This window comes from Paenibacillus sp. Root444D2 (genome assembly GCF_001426375.1).
In the GTDB taxonomy this organism is placed as follows: domain Bacteria; phylum Bacillota; class Bacilli; order Paenibacillales; family NBRC-103111; genus Paenibacillus_E.
This window is the reverse complement of record NZ_LMEO01000002.1, coordinates 129,657-149,275: the sequence shown is the minus strand read 5'-3', so window position 1 is coordinate 149,275 and position 19,619 is coordinate 129,657. Positions and strand designations below refer to the sequence as shown.

The following is a 19,619-nucleotide window of genomic DNA, read 5'->3' as shown; positions in this document are numbered from 1 at the left end:
GACGAGGTGACTATCATGAAACCGAAAGAAACGATTGTACATTTACCTGTCTATCAACCAGGTAAACCTATTGAAGAAGTGAAACGTGAGCTAGGTTTGACAGAAGTAATAAAGCTGGCGTCAAACGAAAACCCTTTCGGCTCCTCGCCTAAAGTAAAAGCAGCAATTGAAGCGGAAATATCCAACATCAGCTTGTATCCTGATGGGGGAGCTGTGCAATTGACAGAAGCAGTTGCTGAATCACTTGGAGTGGCAAAGAATCAGCTTATTTTTGGAGCAGGTTCCGATGAAGTCATTCTGATGCTCGCGCGGGCTTTCCTTGTGCAAGGTGACGAATCCGTTATGGCTACACATACGTTTCCTCAGTACAAGCATAACTGTGAGATCGAAGGCGCAGTGTCCATTGAAGTTCCTTTGAAAGAAGGAACGCACGATTTGGATGGCATGCTAGCAGCGATTACGGAACGTACGAAGATCGTTTGGATTTGTAACCCGAACAATCCGACAGGAACGATGAATACCGATGCGGAGATTAAGGCGTTTTTGGCCAAAGTTCCAGATCATGTTTTAGTCGTTCTTGATGAAGCTTACTGCGAGTACAACACGACGGGGGAATTCCCGGATAGCATAGAGCTAATTGGTCAATACCGCAATGTCATTGCGTTGCGTACTTTTTCAAAAATTTATGGGTTGGCTTCCCTGCGAATTGGCTACGGGATCGGACATCCTGATGTTATTCGATCGATTAATCAAGTGCGGGAACCTTTTAACACGACCAGATTTGCTCAAGCTGCTGCGCTTGCCGCAATCAAAGATCAAGATTTTATCCAAAGCTGCCGAGAAGCGAACACGGCTGGCTTACACTACTTAACAGAACAGTTTGATAAGATGGGTCTGCAGGCATTTCCGGCACATGGTAACTTCATCATGGTGAATGTCGGTCGGCCAGCAGCGGATGTATTTAATGGTTTGCTGCGTCGAGGTATCATCATTCGAGGAGGTCATATGTTGGGCTTCCCAACGTCGCTTCGGGTTACAATTGGCTCGCGTGAACAGAATGAGAAATTCATCGCCGCTCTAACACAAGTGCTTGCTGAGGTTGCTGTTCAGGCCTAATTTAAATCATAAAGGTTGATTTCATGACGAAAATTGCGATATTCGGTGTAGGGCTGATCGGTGGATCACTTGCCTTATGCTATAAAGGAAAACCTGGTTTTACAGTCGTTGGTCACTCACCGAATCCGAAGTCAGTTGAAAAGCTACTAAAACGGAATGTTGTTGATTTGGCTACAACTAGCATGGCTGAAGCGGTAGAAGGAGCGGACTACATTTTTCTATGCGTGCCAGTTGGTATGTTAGAGGAATATGTGCAGCAGCTCATGCAGCTCCCTCTGAAAGATGGTTGCATCATCACAGATGTTGGTAGTACCAAAGCTTCAATCACGGAGAGCGCAGCATCCTTTGTCAAGGAGAACGTCTTTTTTATCGGCGGTCATCCAATGGCAGGCTCTGAACGTCATGGGGTGGAGGCAGCTTCCTCGCACCTTTTCGAAAATGCGTTCTATGTCCTGACACCGGCAGAGGGTACACCACAAGCTGAGGTTGATCGTCTAACGGAGCTGCTCAGGAAGACGAAGGCTCAAATTGTCCAAGTAGGCGCACGTGAACACGATGACATCGTAGGAGCGATCAGCCATTTACCGCATATTATCGCGGTTGCATTGGTTAACCAAGTAAGAGGCTATAACGAAACAAATCCGTTGTATCAAAATCTGGCTGCTGGCGGCTTCAGGGATATCACACGTATTGCATCCAGTGAACCGATGATTTGGCGCGATATTCTTGTTAACAATAAGGATGTGCTGCTTAAACTGCTTACGGATTGGAAGCTAGAAATGTCGCGCTTTATTAAGTTGCTGGAACAAGGTGACGGTGAAGGGATCGCTGAACAATTCCGTGTTGCAGGTGAGTTTCGCAGTCAATTGCCTGAACGCAGAAAAGGAATGATTACGTCCTTATTCGATATTTATGTTGATATTCCTGATCACCCTGGTATCATTGGCCAAATTACAACCTTACTAGGTAACGCTAGAATTAATTTAAGCAACATTCAAATTATTGAAAGCCGTGAAGATGTTCCTGGTATACTGCGTCTTTCCTTTCGAAATCAGGAAGACGCCGATCGGGCATCTGAGCTGCTCAGTGGGCCATACGCAGTGCATGTTTAATGCTCATAATTGTAGATAAATAAGCTGGTTTCTTTCCTTTTTTGGACAATTCGAAAAGAGGAAGGGATCAGCTTATTTTATTTTTGTTAACAGATTCTCAAAGAAAAAGCTTCGTGATATAATGACATCTATTCATATATATATTACATATTTTATTGTGGGGCGAACGTGATGAAGATCCAATTAGTATGGAAAAGTATGCTTATTTTGTTAATCGCTTTCATGAATTTTTTGCCATCCTTAGTGCGAGCAAATGATGTTGTTTATTCAAATGAAGTTGTTGTACTTGTGTATCACCATATCGATGATCAGGTACAGGGCTCCGTGACGATTTCGACTAAGCTGTTCGAAAAGCAGTTGGAGGCTATGCAGCGGAAAGGTTATCATTTCATTAGCATGGATGAGTTTAAAAGCTTCAAGTCAGAAGGGACGGCAATTCCTGACAATGCGGTGCTTGTTACGTTTGATGATGGCTACAAAAGCTTCTACACCAATGCTTTTCCGATACTCAAAAAAATGCGAGTACCTGCTGTGAACTTCGTTATTACCAAAGATTTGGACAACCCGGGAGGAACACCTTTACCTTCCTTGTCTAGAGAAGAGATTATGAAAATGCGAAATGAGTTTGCTGGCATTGATTTTCAATGTCATTCGGATGCGCTGCATGCGATGAGCAATGGCAAGCCGCTGTTAACCAACAAAATAACACTAAACGGTATAATAGAAACAAACGATGAATTCAAACAAAGAATTCTGAACGATACCCGGACAGGTCTTTCTAAACTCATTGAAGTGAATGGCTCAAAGTCCGTCGATTCCTATGCGTACCCTTTCGGAAGCTATGATGATGTTACGATTTCATATCTTCAGGAAGCTGGAGTTAAGTTTGCCTTTACAACAAAGCCAGGTATAACCATGAAGGAAACGGATCCTATGCAAATCCCACGGATCAATGCAGGCAGTCCATTCATTCGACCACATTCCATAAATAATTTGATTAAGCAAGCGAAGAGGCATCAATTACAACCCCTTCAATCTTAAAAAAATGAGTTAGTAAACGTTTTCAAAATAAGTATTGACAGAATGAAACCGTATACATATAATAAAAGTACAGTATGGTTTCTCTCCACTCCTATCCGATAATCGCACCATAAGTGCAACCGCCGATTCGGCGGTTTTTTTTTGTGCATATATACCATATTTTTCTGATTTTATTATATAATGGGAAGGACAGTCTGTTGTTTGCATCAGACACGCTGCGAATTGAACTTTATCCAACAATTTGTCGAATCTAGCAGGAATTTCGTGATGGATCAAGAAGGTTTTATAGGCTCGTATTTTATTCATACATAAATTCATAATTTTTTCACAAATAACCGCAACTTTTCACTCCTGCAGCAGTACAACATGTATGAGCAGTTGGAGTGGTACCCGGGATCGTTAGGAGGGCCGCCACGTAATGACCGATTCCCAATTGATCAGAGAAATCAAGGATGGAAATGTTCAACTTTACAATGAACTTATGCGTCGTTACGAGCGTAAAATCCTTGCATTTATATTTCATATGTTAAAGAATACGCAGATGGAAGCCATCGCAGAAGATCTGTGTAACGAAACTTTTTATAAAGCGTATCGCAGTTTGCATTCTTTCCGTGAAATCGAGGCATCCTTTTCAACCTGGTTATACACCATTGCCCGGAATACGGTTCTGAGTGAGCTGCGCAAAAATAAAAGCGTTCAAGTCTCGTTGGAACAAAGTGGACTTACGCCACATGCATCCTTTGATGCCATGCCAGAGCAAGCTATGCTGCGTAATGAGAAAGTGTCTATGGTTCGCGAAGCAATTAACAGTTTACCAGAGAAACAACGATCGGCTTTGATACTTAGAGAGTACGATCAGATGGATTATCAGGAAATCGCGAACATTTTAGGCCAAACGGTAAGCTCGGTGAAGTCACTCTTGTTTAGAGCAAGGGCATCCGTTAAATTACAACTGGATCCTTATTTCAGTGAACCGATATTCGAAGAATCGAAGGGATGAAAGATCATGAAGTGTAGTGAGATCCAGGAGTTATTTGGGGTATATTGGGATTTGCCGAATGATGACCTGCGTCGTGCCGCGGTAGATGAGCATATAACAACTTGTGCCGAATGTGCAGAAGAATTTCAAATATGGGAAGAAAGTACGATACTCATTCGTACTGCGGCGATTGAGAGTGAGCTGCCTGATTATGAGCCAATGGTTTCGGGCAAGGTTATGAATCGAATTTACGAAAATGAGTCATGGCGAATTCCAGTTTCTGAACGTATGTATGCCATCTCTTACACACTTAGACGGAATCTTACCGCTGTTATTGCTTTTTGTTTAGCCTTATTCGTATTCAGCTTCTTATTTGCAATCGTGTACGATGGAACGCCACAATCTTCAATAGCAACTGCGGATAATTCTTTGTTTGATCTTCAAGCGCCGCAAGCCCTGAAGACCAGCGGTGCTGAATCGATGAATGGCCATAAGATGGGGGACGCGGTAGCGAGTCTGAATCCTAGCTTCATGGAACCTTTACGCTTCCACGTAGGACCTATTCACTCCTATCCGCATTACTTACTGGTCGTTTCGATACTAGGTCTAATTGCTACAATCATTATTATGAATTGGTTGTCACGAACAAAAGCATAATGCTCCTGTAGGAGCATTTTTTATTTTATAGAGATGGTGGAGGGCAAGCGAATGACAACAATCGGATTCATACGTCATGGGAGTACAGAATGGAATCGTCTTGGAAAGCTGCAGGGGCAGCTTGATACAGAATTAACCGGGGAAGGCAGAGAGCAAGCTCGGTTACTTGGACTAAGATTAGCAAAAGAAACCTGGGATGGTATTATAAGCAGTGATCTAACGAGAGCAAGAGAAACTGCACAAATCGTTTCGGATCTGTCGGGGATCCCCTTTATAGGCACAGACAAGAGGCTAAGGGAGCGTAAATATGGGCAGGTAGAAGGAACTACCGTTGCAGAAAGAGAAGAGCGCTGGGGACCCAATTGGAAGCTTCAGGAACTAGGTCAAGAGTCAGATGAAGATCTATGGAAACGATGGACAGAGCTAGAAGCAGAATTACTTCAGACTTATCCGAGTGGGAAAATATTATTGATTTCTCATGGAGGTTTTATCGTACAGATTCTTAGGGTTCTTCGCATGGATCGTGAAGATTTTCTGCAGAATACATCGCTGACCATTCTACTTCGTCAAAAAGAGGGCTGGGAGCTTCAATTGTATAACTGTTTAACTCACTTACAATCTATAACTGAATAATAGCAATAAAGTAAAACATGACTTTTTTGAAAGAGTCATGTTTTTTTATTCGATTGGAATATTTTTGGTGAAAAATCCCATAATGGTTACTAGAAACCTCGGAGCTGAAAGCTTCGCTAAATGGGGGATGTAGGATGGAAATGAACCTAGCGGATATGCTCAGTTATGCCGATATCCATGAATTAGGCCGAATTGCTCATACCTACGAGTGTGAGTGTAATGGTAATTCGAAGAATGAATTGATTCAATCGATTTTGAGCACAGCTCTGCGCAGAGAGATTTTCGAGAAGCACATTCAAGGCTTAGCCTTGGAGGATATTCGATTTTTGAATTCGCTGCTTTTCGATCCTCGCAACGCTTTCAGTATTGAAGAACTTGTCGCTAGAGTTCAACAATCACGATTTCAGAAGGAGGATTCAGAGGAATGGAATCCTCGGGATATGATCATTAAATTCAAGAAACTTGGATGGCTGTTTAACGGCTATTCACAGCAGACTAAGTTTTTATTTCATGTTCCGCAAGATTTGAAGCGTAGATTTAGTGATGTTCTAACCGGACAGTTCAAACAAAGCCTGAAAACAACAAGTGAACCTAATGTATACCGGGATGAGCAATTACTTATCGTCGATGACATCTTTCATTTCTTGACGTTCATCTCACAAGAGCAGGAGATACCGCTCACAGCGGAAGGTTCTATGTACAAACGACAGCTTCAACAAATTCTCAATCGATTATCGGTTCAAGAAGAGATGGTATCCAAAGGGACATGGCGATTCGGCTATGGCCGCATGTTTAAAGAGTATCCGAACCGGTTTTCTTTCATCTATGATTATTGCTATTACAGGCAACTGATTAGTGAGCATTCACAAACTCTTCGCTTAACTGAAGATGGAAAAGCAAGGCTGGTAGAAGGCAAGAAAGAAAACCTAGCAGAAGTTTATAAGTTTTGGTTGAGGCTGTATAAAAATCCGATTCCGAATGTCCAAAGCATTGTAGCCTGGATTGATCGCCTAGGTGGGCAATGGGTAACCATGGCATCGCTAGGAGATGTGCTTTGTAAGCTTGTTAAACCCTTCTATTATGATAGTTCTGAATCGATCGTAGAACAACGAATTCTACAAATGATGATGCATTTGGGCCTGATTCGGATCGGGGAAGATCAGGAGAATGGAGTTGTCATTCAAGTCACCAAGCTGGGAACGAAAGTGATTCAAGGAACATTTGTTGCTGAAGAAGATAAGGTCGTCCTCTTTCTGGATAAAGAAAGTATACGTTTCAAAGAAGACATCAAGTAGATAGGTAAAGACACATTCCTATTGAATCGGGCGATTGAATGAAGCGCTGGTGTGCTGAGTGAATATGATGGAGTAGGGGCATACACAAGGGATTGGCATACACCAAGAAACAGACTTACATGTTTTTGCGAAAAAGAAGCTCCTGACAAACCGCGGACAACATTTGGAGGTAGGTCTCATGGGAAAAATGAATGTATCTAACGATGCGCTGCTGGCACTTTTCGCGGAAATGGTTTGGGATAATGCCATACGCAAATATAAAGAAGAAAATCTTTATAAAGAGATTGACCGCGCTTTAGCCAAAGGAGATCAAACTACGTTTCTGGCTCTTACATCAGAGCTTAAAACGTTACAATCCTTGGGTTAATTACTTATTTGGTGGCGGGCATAAACACCTAAAAGAGGGCATGTGAATCCTATTCACGTGTCCTTTTTTGCTGCATATCGGGTGAAAAAAGAACTCATTCGTCGCCCCATGCGTCTCTTTAAATGAGCATTATAATCCAAACATAAGGAGACTACGAATGAAAAAAATGATAAAAAACCACCGTATTCGAAAAGTAATGACGTCTGTTCTTTTAATCACAGGTCTAATTGCAGGAGCTGCGTCTGTGTATGCGGCTTTTCTATATAACAAAGTGAATCAGACGCTGGATCATATTGCTGCGCCTGGAGCCACTGCAGCATCAAATCTAAATGGCGAAAGCTTTGCACCTGTTACGCAAGCAACCAATCCCATTGAAAGGCCGCTAACGTTCCTCCTAACAGCAATAGATGAACGAGAAGGTAATGAGGGATCACTGAATACGGATGTCATGATGCTTTTCCGTATTAATCCGAAAACCCATCAAGGAACTGTGGTATCCATTCCAAGGGATCTGGAGATTGAAGCTGATAAGTCGGGATTAGACGGTTCTCATAAAGCTAATTATTTTTATGCTTATTATTACAATAAAAATAGAGACACAGCCCTAAATGAAACCAAAAAGCTGTTCAGTGATGTATATCAAGTTCCAATTGATTATATGGCTGTTATTAATTTTGATGGCTTTCGGAAGCTCATCGATCAGTTAGGGGGAATGACCGTCGAAGTTGATATGGATATGCGCTATCAGGATGAAAGTGATGGAACGGATATTCATCTGAACAAAGGAAAACAGCAGTTGAATGGCAAACAGGTGTTAGATTTTATCCGTTACCGAAAATCCAATTTAGGCACGGCAGAATCCTCTGATATGGAACGGAATCAAAGAGAACAGCTAGTACTTAATCAGTTGTTAGATCAATTAACCACATTGAATGGTTTGACCGCTTGGTCGGGTGTGCTTGATATCATTGGAGGATCAATTAAAACGGATATTCCAGCCGATGAGCTTCGTACATTGACGAAATCCTATCGTGACTTGAAGCCGGCGACCGTTCGCTATATTCAATTAAAAGGAGAATGGGAGAGCCCCTATCTGGTTGTGAAGCAGCAGGATCTGGAGGAAGCGCTTGGGGCGTTGCGCGGTCAACAATCGGGTGAGCGGATTGACAGTCAGATAAGGACGGATTAAAGTACAAGATGAGATTCGTAACATTACATAGCAAGCGTACATTTGGCAAACAATAGGGGAGGACAATTCGTTGAAGTTTAATGATATATCAGCACAAGATTGGTTTGAATTGAAACCGTATTTGGACACCTGTTTACTTCCATTGACGGGGTTGACTGGGTTTGAAGATCCTGCACAAGTGACATTAGCGTTAGAACAGCTTCGAGATGCTCTGGAAACGATTGAAATTCCTTACAAAGGCAGAGTAGTAACCTATCCAGCTCTTCACTACATAACGGGTACGGATATGAGAGAACAGTTGAATACCATCTCACTTCATTTGAAAAGAATGGGGTTCCGTTATGTAATCGGTCTTACCATACATACAGAAGCAGCACTTTGGAAAGCAGAGCAAACCGACTTGCTGATTGTTGTCGATATGGAGCAGTGGACAAGCCAATCAGAATTAATCAAATCAAGTATTTCCAAACAAGTACAAGAACTATGGCAGCAGAACGATTAACTTTAAACGGACAGCGTATTAATGGAAAAAAAGTTGTGCAGGATAAGGGGAGAAATTAATTTCTTTAGCTGCCAAAAAGTTGTGACAATTTCGTTAAAATTTGTCCAATGGCCGAGATTTCAACCGACGAAAAGGAGTTATGGATTCTTGACGACCTAGTAGACGTAGGCTATTATTAGTAATGTCCTAGTTATGTAGTGTAATGTCGAACGACACGTGATAGAGGTAACTGACGTCCGAGAGGGTTCGGACATCGGCCAATGTAGGAGGGTAGACCTGAGAATGAGTGATCATAACAATCACAAAGAAGAACAGCATGGGAAGAAACCCGGGACCAAACGCGAAATGTCTCGTCGACAATTTCTTTCTTACACCCTTGGTGGCGCTGGAGGATTTATGGGAGCCGGTATTATTATACCGATGATACGGTTTGCAATTGATCCTGTCCTTCAAAAGAAGAGTGCTTCGGATTGGGTTAAAGTTGTCGAAGAAAGTAAAATTACAAATGTTCCACAAGCGTTTACGTTCCAAGTCCATCAGGTTGACGGCTGGTACGAAAGCGATGCTGAACTGGTTGCATGGATTTCCAAAGACAGCGGCGGCAAGCTCTTTGCGTTGAATCCAACTTGTAAGCATCTTGGATGTACAGTCAACTGGAACGATAATCCTGCTTACAAAGATCAGTATTTCTGTCCTTGTCACGGTGCTCATTATACGCAAGATGGTAAGAACCTTGCTGTAGCGCCAAAGCCTTTGGATGAATACACGACCAAAGTAGAGAATGGTTTCGTTTATGTGGGACAACTACATGCTAACACAAGAGTATAAGGAGGCGTCAGCATCAGATGTTTAAAAACGTATACAACTGGATTGACGAACGTCTTGATATTACGCCAATGTGGAGGGATGTAGCAGACCACGAGGTTCCAGAGCACGTAAACCCTGCTCATCATTTTTCCGCTTTCGTATATTGCTTCGGCGGATTGACGTTTTTCATTACAGTCATTCAAATTTTGTCAGGTATGTTCTTAACCATGTACTACACACCTGATATTATCAACGCGTATGCCAGCGTTGACTATTTACAACATAAAGTGGCCTTCGGTGTTATTGTCAGAGGTATGCACCACTGGGGAGCCAGCTTAGTAATCGTCATGATGTTCTTACATACCCTGCGCGTGTTCTTCACAGGTTCTTATAAAGCACCCCGTGAAATGAACTGGGTTGTAGGCATGCTCATCTTCTTCGTTATGTTAGGTCTTGGTTTTACCGGGTACCTGCTCCCATGGGATAACAAAGCGTATTTCGCAACACAAGTAGGTATGAAGATCGCAGCATCGGTACCGTTCGCGGGACCATATATTGAAACATTGCTGCAAGGTGGAAGCATTGTTGGCGCTCAAACATTGACTCGTTTCTTTGCCATCCACGTATTCTTCCTACCGGGCGTTCTGCTAGCTTTGCTTGCTGGACATTTCTTCATGATTCGCAAACAAGGTATTTCCGGACCGCTATAATTGAAAGGAGGGTCAATGCGTGGCGCATGGTCATAAGTCTGACGAAAAAATCGTTTATGTGGGAGATTCCCGCGTAATAAAGAAATCACAAGAGCAACGACTGATTCCTAAAGATTATTCTGCATATCCGGGGAAATCAGAAGCGTTCATACCAAACTTCTTGTTGAAAGAATGGATGGTTGGTGTAGTCGTATTGGTCGGTATGTTAGTACTGGTCATGTCGGATCCAGCTCCGCTAGGATATCCTGCGGATCCTAAGAACACAGCGTTCATTCCGATGCCGGATTGGTATTTCTTATTCATGTATCAATTGTTGAAATACCCATATACATCAGGAGATTACGTTGTTCTTGGTGCGGTTGTAGTACCTGGTTTACTGTTCGGCGGCTTATTGCTTGCTCCTTTCTTGGACACAGGTAAAGAGCGTCGTTTCTACAGAAGACCTATCGCCTCAAGCTTGATGATTTTATCTCTTATCGCTTGTACGTATTTGACGTATACATCTTGGTCTCATTACCAAGTAGAATTGAAAGAGAAAAACATCGTTCCAGAGCACATTAAGCGTGAGGAAGAGATGCACGCGAAAAAAGGCGCAGCTGGCGGCGGCGGTGCTACAAAGGAAACGAAGAAATCTGCAGCTATCGTTGCAGCAGATGATCCTGGTGCAGAGATTTACAAGAAAGCAACTTGCTTATCTTGTCATGGCGCTGGACTTAAAGGGATGCCTGCTTCTGGTGTACCTCCATTACTTGGTGTTGGTGATAAGCACCCCCAAGATGAGATTCTAGGTATTATCAAGAACGGTAAAGGCAACATGGGTAAGCAATACCAAGCTAACATTGATAAAGGCTTAAGCGATGCTGATATTAATAAACTTGCTGAATGGTTATCCAAACAAAAAGCTCAATAAACAAGGAAACCTGATCGCGAGAGCGGTCAGGTTTTTTTAGATAAGTTGGCACAAGAGGAGGAGCTTACTTGCAGCAAGGGTTGTCCGTTTCCTATTTTTGGAGCAAGGATTTTCTGCTCAGCAAAAAGATGTTGTGGGCGTTTTTCATTTCAAACCTTTTAGGAACCGTTTATGGCTATGAGTGGTACTGGGCACAAATGGTCGATACGATTGCTAATTATCCTGTTTGGTACGTATATTTTGTTCCAGATAGCCCAACAGCCAGCTTGTTTTTTACTTTATCAATCGGCTTCCTGCTTATGGACCGTTCTTTGGATCAACAACCTAATAAGCTTTATCGAGCTATTCGCGGGTTTGTTGAAGCATTCGCATTGATTACTTCGTTTAAATATGGCATCTGGGCGGTTGCCATGATTTGGACGGGTGCGTGGCAGGGAGTTCCCGTCGGTTGGGATGGTTGGATGCTGACAGGTTCCCATTTGGCAATGGCTGTGGAAGCGCTGCTATTTGTTCGATGGTATAGATACCGGCTAACGGCTATTATCATTGTCGCCATCTGGACATTTTGGAACGATTTCATGGATTATGAAAGAGGAATTTTCCCGCGATTACCTCGAGAACTTGAAGACAATCTACATACGATAGAATGGTTCACAGTAGGGTTAAGTATGACTGGTATATTGATTGCAGTCATATGCCTGCTTACCCGTAAGAAAAGAAGTACATAACCGCATAGCTGCTGGTCTAAATTGGGACAAACCTCCATATGATGATGGTGAAGGAGGGGATGTCCCATGTTTAATTATTCCGGTATGAAATGGTTAACGACCACACTTCTGCTGGCAGCCGTTATAGTTATAAGCTCAGCTTGTGGAGTTAGCACGAGTACAAACGGACAAGCCGCTAAGCCAATAGATCCTGAACAACAAGAGCGGATAGCGTTTTTGAACCAAATTGCCGATGATATGTACAAACAAACCATGGATGGTCAAGTCACAGAGGCGAGAAATAAACTGCTGCAAATGTCTGATCAAATTCCTAAGATTCATTTTGAGGGGATTACATCTGTTGAGGGTTTAAATGCTTTAACGGAGACGATTACACAAGCGAAAAGGGTCTATAATGCCGCAGCCTATTCACCGGAAGAAGGGGAGATCGCTGTCGCCAAAATTCGTTTAGCCACGGATGCACTAACACATAAGAACCAGCCTATGTGGCTGCAATACTATAAAGTACTGCAAAATGATACGAATAACTTGAACGAGGACGTAAAAGCGAATAAACAGAAGGAGGCGTTGGCGAATTTCGGTAAGCTGTCGCAGCATATTGCCATTATTCATCCTTCCTTGCTAATTAGCCGAGATGCCGCTTCCGTCGAAAAGCTTGATTCACTGCTCACTTTTATCCGAACGAATGTGAATAGTCAGCCTATGTCGACTCGACAATTGGAGTCGGGGCTTGACCATCTGAACCAAGTTTTGGATGATTTGTTTCTAAAGAACAAGGATGCGATCGCTTTCGTACCGATTACGGATCCTAAACAGCCAATTATCTGGTCGATAGGTATTGGTCTCATTATTGTCAGTGTACTATCCTTCGTTGGATGGAGAATGTACCAATCAGGACGACACATTGTGCAGGTGAAGCAATCAAGAGAAAGCGAAAATAGGTAAAACATAAAAGTGGGTTAAGCAAGCTTATATAGCTGCTTAACCCACTTTTTGCATTACTGTGTTTTGAATCCTTCACCAATAACATCATGTACATCACCAATGATGATGAATGCCCTAGGATCCATTGCATGAATGAGCTCTCGAAGTCTTCTGGTTTCGTGACGATAGACGACACAATAAACAACTTCCTTATTATTACCGGAGTAGGCCCCCCTAGCTGGGAATAAAGTCACTCCTCTGTCTAGTTCCGTCGTAATGGCTTGTGCTAATTGACTAGCTTGATCACTAATAATGGTAAAAGCTTTGGCCGCGTATGCGCCCTCGGAAATATAATCGATGAGACGAGAGCTTACGAAGACGGCAACAAGTGAATATAAGACCTTCTCTTTTGGTAAATAGATTAATGAAGAGCCAATGACGATGACGTCAATAATGAGGATAACTTGGCCGACACTCCAACCTCTCTTCTTATTGCCGATATGAGCCAAGATATCAGAGCCGCCCGTAGTACCTCCGAAACGGAAGACAAGACCCAGTCCAGTCCCAAGTGTAATACCCGCATATAGAGTTGCTAGAAAGTAATCCTGAGAGGTGTGAAAAGGGATCAGCCATTCTTTTTGAATGAGTAACTCCATGATCCATAGAAAGAAAGATAACGCGACGACACCGAAGATGGTGTATAGCATCCGTCCTTTGCCGAAATTTTTCCAACCGATATAAAACAAGGGAATATTAATCAACAGGGTAGATATGGAAGGCGGGACGTTTAGTACGTATTTGAGCAGCAAGGAGACCCCAGTAACACCGCCCTCCATTAACTCATTGGAAATAACAAAATAGTGCAAACCAAACGCATAAATAGCTGTGCCGATCATAATTGCAACAACATTCGTAAATCGATCAGCAAATCGTTCCTTAAATCTCATTCCTGTTCCTCCAAATACTTGATGGTATCGCCAAAAAAATTTGTCAACTTTTCTTCTATAGTTTAACATAGTAATGATAGCTCGGTGAAGATGATGGAAAGAAGGGTGAACATGTCCGAACGTACTCTTAAAGATATACAATTAGAGGTTGACACTTATATTTCCCAGTTTAAGGAAGGTTATTTCAGTCCTTTATCTATGCTGGCCAGAATGTCAGAGGAAGTTGGTGAATTAGCCCGAGAAGTGAATCATACATACGGTGAAAAGCCCAAAAAAAGCACGGAAGAAGACAATTCTATTGAGCTCGAATTAGGCGATATTCTTTTTATAACCATCTGTTTCGCGAACTCTTTGGGCATTGATTTGACGGAAGCACACGATAAAATCATGCATAAATTCAACACGCGGGATGCGGGTCGATGGACCAAAATTAACACCGAAACTACATAAGCTTCATAAACTATACCATCCCCAATAACGGGAGACTCGATTTCGGGTGGAGGAGGATGGGCAGATGAATGGAGAAACTCAAATACAGAAAGCGTACGAATCCATACTTGGTCATGATTTTGAAAAAGCCATTGAATGGTTTGAAAAAGCGATAGCTGAAGAACCAAACAATGCTGCCTATCACTACAAGCTATCGATTACTTTCGCAAGAAGTAACAAATTGTTAAAAGCCATAGAGCATGCTTCTAGGGCACTTGAGTTGGTTAAAGATAATGAAGTTTATCGTTATCATTTGCAAGTGCTGCATGCAAGAGAATTAGTTGAAAAAGCACAAAAACAGCTGAGTACCCAGTCAGTGCATTCGGAAAGAGCGATTTTCTTACTAAAAGAAGCGATAGCTCTTGATCCTTTGGCTATTGAAGCGTATCTTATTCTAGGAGAAGCATTTGCTTTTCGAAAAGATTATGGGAGAGCCTATCAAACCGTGATGGAAGCGGTTCGTTTGGAGCCTCATCATGAAATTGCGAAACAGCATGCGGCGCTCTATCAACAAAAGATGAAATTATAGGCTTGAAACATACAAAAAGGAGATATACTCAACATGGATCGTAAAATTCGAGTAGCCGTTATTGGTGCAAGTGGAAGAATGGGGCGAGAGGTCGTGAAGACCGTTCTCACAGAATCCGATATGGAACTGGTGGCGGGGGTTAACCGGTCCTCTGGCCCAATTGATTTGGGAAGAATGGTAGGATTTGAAGAATGTGGGGTTAAAATGAGCAATGATTTGGAACAGGCTCTCACAGAATCCAGACCAGATGTCTTAGTAGACTTTACAGGTCCGCAAACAGCGGTTTCACATACAAACCTGGCTATTCGCCTAGGAATTCGCCCAGTAATGGGAACGACGGGATTTACGCCGCAAGCTATTGCTGAATTGGACAAGCAGTGCCAAGAAAGTGGAATTGGCGGAATAATAGCTCCGAATTTCTCAATAGGGGCAATACTTATGATGAAATTTGCTGCTCAAGCGTCTAAATACTTCCCTAATCTAGAAATCATTGAGTATCATGGGGACCAGAAGCTGGACGCGCCTTCAGGAACGGCAGTGAAAACCGCGGAACTTATCTCCGAAGTTAGAGGAGAACTGCGTCAAGGTAATCCGAAAGAAGAGGAAACAATTGAAGGTTCGCGCGGTGGGTATTACAATGGATTTAGAATACATAGCGTTCGACTGCCTGGAATCTTTGCTCAGCAGGAAGTGATTATGGCGGAGCAAGGTCAAGCGCTCAAAATTAGACATGACTCCTATGATCGTGCAGCCTATATGCCGGGCGTTGCCATTGCTGTACGTAAAGTGATGACATATAGCGGAATGATTTATGGATTCGAGCATTTTATAGATTAAAGAGCCCTAGGGGAGTGGAAGACAAGATGTTAAAGATAGCGTTAATTGCCCATGATCGTAAGAAAGATGAAATGGTGAACTTCGTTACAGCGTATGAACATGTATTCGAGGGTCATAAGTTATATGGAACAGGTACGACAGCACAGCGGATTATGGATGGCACCAAATTAGACGTACATCGATTTATGTCAGGTCCTCTTGGGGGAGACCAGCAAATTGGCGCACTAGTAGCTGAAAATGAGATGGATTTTATTATTTTCCTTCGAGATCCATTAATGGCTCAACCACATGAACCGGACATTATTGCTCTGCTGCGCCTGTGTGATGTTCAGGGAATTCCTTGCGCAACGAATGTAGCAACAGCAGAACTTCTTGTCAGAGCGCTTGATCGCGGTGATTTCGGTTGGAGAGAGTTAGTACATAAATATAAGCCAGGTATTGAATAAGATGAGCGAATCTCTCGATATTCTTATATTTGGCGCACATGCAGATGATGCTGAGATTGGAATGGGGGCCACCATTGCCAAACATACCAAGTCTGGGCTAAAGGTTGGACTTTGTGATTTAACCTATGCCGAAATGTCTTCAAATGGCACAGTAGAGACTAGGATCGAGGAAGCTGAACAGGCAGCTAGTATTCTGGGCGTGAAGGTTCGTACGAATCTGGGACTACCGGATCGAGGATTATTTGCCACACAGGCGAATATTGAGCGAATTACGCAAGAAATTCGTAAATTTAAGCCGAGAATCGTGTTTGCACCTTACTGGCAGGACCGGCATCCAGACCATGTGGCCTGTTCGGGGTTGGTTCAGGAAGCTGTTTTTAACGCTAAGCTTCGCAAGTATTTACCTGATTCTGAGCCTGTGAACGTGGAGCAGATGTATTTTTATTTTATAAATGACGTTTACGAAGCTGATCTTATGGTGGATGTAACCGATTGTTATGATGAAAAAATTGCAGCACTGAGCGCGTATCGCTCACAATTTATATCGGGTCAAGGTTCGGTAGCCACGCCCTTAAATCAGGGCTACATCGAACGAGTTGAAGCTCGAGACCGTTTATTTGGTCAAAAACGCTTGTTAACTTATGCAGAAGGTTTCGTTTCTAAGCTGCCCTTGGTGGTAGATCGATTCGTTTGATCGGAAAAGAGGTGCGTGATGAAAGATAAACTCAAGATTGGAATTACCTGTTATCCAACTTTAGGTGGTTCAGGTGTTGTTGCTACTGAACTTGGCAAGCTGCTTGCTGAAAAAGGACACGAGGTTCATTTTATTACACACAGTATGCCTTTTCGTTTAGGTAAATTTCATAAAAATATTTTTTATCATGAAGTGGAAGTCAGTCAATATTATGTCTTTCGGTATCCGCCTTATGACCTTTCTCTCGCCAGTAAATTAGCGCAGGTCGCTAAGATGGAGGAGCTAGATTTACTACATGTTCATTATGCCATTCCTCATGCCGTATGTGCACTTCTGGCGAAACAGATGGTTGGTAGTAAGCTTAAGGTTGTCACGACACTCCATGGAACGGATATAACCGTACTTGGACAGGATCAATCGATTTCCGACTTAATTCGCTATGCTATTAATGAAAGCGATGCGGTTACAGCGGTCTCGAAAGATTTAATTAAAGAAACAAGAGAATTATTGGACATCGACCGTGATATAGATCTAACTTATAATTTCGTCGATAAACGGGTGTATTACCCGCGTGATATTACGAAGCTTAGAGGCGAGTTTGCCCGGCCGGAAGAGAAGATTCTTATTCATATTTCTAATTTCAGACCTGTTAAACGTGTGCAGGATGTTATTGATATTTTTGCAAAAGTCAGCCAGGAAATTCCGTCGCGTCTCTTGTTCGTGGGAGAAGGTCCCGATTTATCCAAAATGATTTCTAAGGTAAAGGAACTTGGCCTTTCAGATAAGGTAACGTTCTGTGGTAAACAAGATGATGTAGCGCAGGTGATTTCCCTTGCCGACGTGATGCTGCTTCCTTCGGAAAAAGAGAGCTTCGGTCTAGTCGCCCTAGAAGCGATGGCCTGTGGGGTGCCAACGGTCGGCTCTAATGCCGGCGGGATTCCCGAGCTCATTACGCACGGTGAAACTGGCTATTTAGCAGATGTTGGGGATACTGATAAAATGGCCGAACATGTCGTAAACTTGCTTAGTAATCAAGTATTGTACGAACAAGTGGCACAAAATTGCTTAACTCGTGCTCGGCATACATTTTGTAATGACATAACGACGGTTCAATATGAGGAAATTTATTATCGTGTGCTGGGAAGAGAGCTTCCAGAATCTCATCGCATTATAGCTTCGTCCTGTCAATAAGAGGATGTTAGCAGGTTAGGAGTAACATGTCGGATGTTGTTAATTTAAAAGTAATCGATCGTGGAGCTTCCTTAGTTCTTTCTAAGCTTACAGAAGCAGGGTATGAGGCGTATCTTGTAGGTGGCTGTGTTCGTGACGCTGTACTTGGTCGACCGATTAAGGACATCGACATTGCGACGTCTGCATTGCCGGAGCAGGTGATGTCCTGCTTCCCGCGGACGGCGCCGACAGGGCTGCAGCACGGCACCGTAACCGTGATCCTGTCACAAGGGACCTACGAGGTGACGACGTTCCGAAAGGAAACGGAGTATGAGGGCTTCCGCCGCCCGACATCCGTCGAATACATTTCGGATTTGACAGAAGATTTGAAGCGGCGCGATTTTACAATGAACGCTATGGCGATGGACGCGGCGGGCGTTGTATTGGATCCTTTTGCAGGGCAAAAGGATCTTGCGGACGGGGTGCTGCGTTGCGTAGGGGCTGCAGAGGAGCGATTCGGCGAAGATGCGCTGCGCATGCTCCGCTGTGTTCGTTTTGCCTCGACCTACGGTCTGGAAGTCGAGTCGAGTACATGGCAAGCGCTGCTTGCGCAAGCCCCGCTGCTGCGCCACATCGCAATGGAGCGCGTGCGAAGCGAGCTGCAGCGCATGATTGAAGGCCCAGCCCCAGCGCGGGCTGTACGGTTGTTGCTGGCGAGCCGACTCACGGCGCACCTCAAAAAGCAGCTGCCGCTGCCTTTTGAGCGCTGGCTCGCATGGGATGACGCGCTGGACGCTGTCAGCGCGCTGGAAGGGCAGCATGACCGCTGGGCCATGCTGCTGATGCTTCTGGAGATGCCGGCGGACACGGTCCGCACAGCGCTCCAGGAGCTGACCTTCTCCCGCGCCGATTGCGAAGCGGTCGTGGCAGTGCTGGCCCTGCGCGAGGCTGTGGCCGCGGAGCTAACGAGCGGCGCTTCGCAGGACGCCGCAATGGTACAGGACCCGGCTCCGCTGGAGCGGGTCTGGAAGCTTGGCGCGGTGCGCAGCAGTGAAGCCGCTGCCCGCGCTCTGCTGCGGCTGCTGAGCGCGCTGCAGCAATGCTCTGAACAGTGCGGCGAGCTCGCGCGCTTCCTGCAAACTACCGCGCCGGAGCTGCTGCGCCGCGGGGATGTTTGGCTGAAGGAGGTTCCCTGCTTCAGCCTGAAGGAACTCGCCATATCCGGCACGGATTTGGCGGAAGAGCTTGGCCGGCAGCCGGGCCCATGGATGGGCAAACTGCTGCAGCAGCTGCTTGAACGAACCGCGCTCGGTGAAATCTTGAACGAGCGAGAATTACTTTTACTTGCCGCGCGTGCTGCTAAGTAGCAGCGCAGCGCGGTTTTTTTATATTTTGAATGATGATATTATGGGAATAATTCTTAATGCTGTAAGCTGTACAACAAGTCAGGTTACTTCTGGTAGTCTCTGAGATAATAGGGGGCAAATAAGCGTGTTGTTGTTGTAGAATGTACAACAATTACTGCCTAGATCTCGCT

Annotated in this window: 23 protein-coding genes; 22 read left to right on the top strand and 1 reads right to left on the bottom strand. The window is 43.9% G+C overall.

Annotated features, from left to right (window positions below; translation table 11 throughout):
- Positions 1-15 precede the first annotated feature (15 nt).
- From hisC to ASD40_RS02615, 15 genes are all read left to right on the top strand, one after another.
- Complete coding sequence (hisC, locus tag ASD40_RS02690; RefSeq protein WP_057301796.1) at positions 16-1,116, top strand: histidinol-phosphate transaminase; 1,101 nt, start codon at positions 16-18, stop codon at positions 1,114-1,116.
- Positions 1,117-1,139: 23 nt separating this feature from the next.
- Positions 1,140-2,228: a prephenate dehydrogenase gene (locus ASD40_RS02685; RefSeq protein WP_057301795.1), complete on the top strand. Its 1,089-nt coding sequence runs from the start codon at positions 1,140-1,142 to the stop codon at positions 2,226-2,228.
- A 171-nt stretch (positions 2,229-2,399) separates the two neighbouring features.
- Positions 2,400-3,269, top strand: a complete 870-nt coding sequence (locus ASD40_RS02680) for a polysaccharide deacetylase family protein (protein WP_057301794.1) — start codon at positions 2,400-2,402, stop codon at positions 3,267-3,269.
- Between the two features lie 418 nt (positions 3,270-3,687).
- Complete coding sequence (locus ASD40_RS02670) at positions 3,688-4,269, top strand: RNA polymerase sigma factor (RefSeq protein WP_047674226.1); 582 nt, start codon at positions 3,688-3,690, stop codon at positions 4,267-4,269.
- A gap of 6 nt (positions 4,270-4,275) precedes the next feature.
- Complete coding sequence (locus tag ASD40_RS02665) at positions 4,276-4,905, top strand: anti-sigma factor family protein (protein ID WP_057301792.1); 630 nt, start codon at positions 4,276-4,278, stop codon at positions 4,903-4,905.
- A gap of 51 nt (positions 4,906-4,956) precedes the next feature.
- Positions 4,957-5,538, top strand: coding sequence for a histidine phosphatase family protein (locus ASD40_RS02660; protein WP_057301791.1), 582 nt, complete (start codon positions 4,957-4,959; stop codon positions 5,536-5,538).
- Between the two features lie 140 nt (positions 5,539-5,678).
- A complete protein-coding gene (locus ASD40_RS02655) occupies positions 5,679-6,833 on the top strand; it encodes a hypothetical protein (protein WP_057301860.1) in 1,155 nt (384 codons plus the stop codon).
- Positions 6,834-7,011: 178 nt separating this feature from the next.
- A complete protein-coding gene (locus ASD40_RS02650; protein ID WP_047674234.1) occupies positions 7,012-7,200 on the top strand; it encodes an IDEAL domain-containing protein in 189 nt (62 codons plus the stop codon).
- Positions 7,201-7,357: 157 nt separating this feature from the next.
- The gene (locus ASD40_RS02645; protein ID WP_057301790.1) at positions 7,358-8,389 is read left to right on the top strand and encodes an LCP family protein; all 1,032 of its coding nucleotides are present in this window, start codon (positions 7,358-7,360) and stop codon (positions 8,387-8,389) included.
- A 70-nt stretch (positions 8,390-8,459) separates the two neighbouring features.
- Positions 8,460-8,891, top strand: coding sequence for a DUF2487 family protein (locus tag ASD40_RS02640; protein ID WP_057301789.1), 432 nt, complete (start codon positions 8,460-8,462; stop codon positions 8,889-8,891).
- Between the two features lie 282 nt (positions 8,892-9,173).
- Positions 9,174-9,719, top strand: coding sequence for a QcrA and Rieske domain-containing protein (locus tag ASD40_RS02635; RefSeq protein WP_057301788.1), 546 nt, complete (start codon positions 9,174-9,176; stop codon positions 9,717-9,719).
- A gap of 17 nt (positions 9,720-9,736) precedes the next feature.
- The gene (qcrB, locus tag ASD40_RS02630; protein ID WP_028554311.1) at positions 9,737-10,408 is read left to right on the top strand and encodes a menaquinol-cytochrome c reductase cytochrome b subunit; all 672 of its coding nucleotides are present in this window, start codon (positions 9,737-9,739) and stop codon (positions 10,406-10,408) included.
- A 19-nt stretch (positions 10,409-10,427) separates the two neighbouring features.
- Positions 10,428-11,318: a menaquinol-cytochrome c reductase cytochrome b/c subunit gene (locus ASD40_RS02625; protein WP_057301787.1), complete on the top strand. Its 891-nt coding sequence runs from the start codon at positions 10,428-10,430 to the stop codon at positions 11,316-11,318.
- A 68-nt stretch (positions 11,319-11,386) separates the two neighbouring features.
- Positions 11,387-12,046, top strand: a complete 660-nt coding sequence (locus ASD40_RS02620; RefSeq protein WP_235549142.1) for a DUF1405 domain-containing protein — start codon at positions 11,387-11,389, stop codon at positions 12,044-12,046.
- A 66-nt stretch (positions 12,047-12,112) separates the two neighbouring features.
- Entirely contained in the window at positions 12,113-12,991 is an 879-nt protein-coding gene (locus ASD40_RS02615) for a sporulation protein YpjB (RefSeq protein WP_057301786.1), read from the top strand.
- 53 nt (positions 12,992-13,044) lie between these two features.
- Here ASD40_RS02615 and ASD40_RS02610 read toward each other — a convergent pair whose 3' ends face one another.
- Positions 13,045-13,917 carry a YitT family protein gene (locus tag ASD40_RS02610; RefSeq protein ID WP_057301785.1) on the bottom strand — a complete coding sequence of 291 codons (873 nt, stop codon included), beginning with the start codon at positions 13,915-13,917 and terminating at the stop codon, positions 13,045-13,047.
- Between the two features lie 111 nt (positions 13,918-14,028).
- Between ASD40_RS02610 and ASD40_RS02605 the strand changes: the two genes are divergently transcribed.
- From ASD40_RS02605 to ASD40_RS02575, 7 genes are all read left to right on the top strand, one after another.
- Entirely contained in the window at positions 14,029-14,367 is a 339-nt protein-coding gene (locus tag ASD40_RS02605) for a nucleotide pyrophosphohydrolase (RefSeq protein WP_057301784.1), read from the top strand.
- 64 nt (positions 14,368-14,431) lie between these two features.
- On the top strand, positions 14,432-14,935 hold the full coding sequence (locus ASD40_RS02600; protein WP_057301783.1) for a tetratricopeptide repeat protein: 504 nt from the start codon (positions 14,432-14,434) through the stop codon (positions 14,933-14,935).
- Positions 14,936-14,968: 33 nt separating this feature from the next.
- A complete protein-coding gene (gene dapB / locus ASD40_RS02595; protein WP_057301782.1) occupies positions 14,969-15,772 on the top strand; it encodes a 4-hydroxy-tetrahydrodipicolinate reductase in 804 nt (267 codons plus the stop codon).
- A gap of 26 nt (positions 15,773-15,798) precedes the next feature.
- Positions 15,799-16,218, top strand: coding sequence for a methylglyoxal synthase (locus ASD40_RS02590; protein WP_057301781.1), 420 nt, complete (start codon positions 15,799-15,801; stop codon positions 16,216-16,218).
- Between the two features lies 1 nt (position 16,219).
- The gene (gene bshB1 / locus ASD40_RS02585; RefSeq protein WP_057301780.1) at positions 16,220-16,912 is read left to right on the top strand and encodes a bacillithiol biosynthesis deacetylase BshB1; all 693 of its coding nucleotides are present in this window, start codon (positions 16,220-16,222) and stop codon (positions 16,910-16,912) included.
- Between the two features lie 18 nt (positions 16,913-16,930).
- On the top strand, positions 16,931-18,103 hold the full coding sequence (bshA, locus tag ASD40_RS02580) for an N-acetyl-alpha-D-glucosaminyl L-malate synthase BshA (protein ID WP_057301779.1): 1,173 nt from the start codon (positions 16,931-16,933) through the stop codon (positions 18,101-18,103).
- A 26-nt stretch (positions 18,104-18,129) separates the two neighbouring features.
- The gene (locus ASD40_RS02575) at positions 18,130-19,449 is read left to right on the top strand and encodes a CCA tRNA nucleotidyltransferase (RefSeq protein ID WP_057301778.1); all 1,320 of its coding nucleotides are present in this window, start codon (positions 18,130-18,132) and stop codon (positions 19,447-19,449) included.
- The last annotated feature ends 170 nt before the right edge of the window (positions 19,450-19,619 follow it).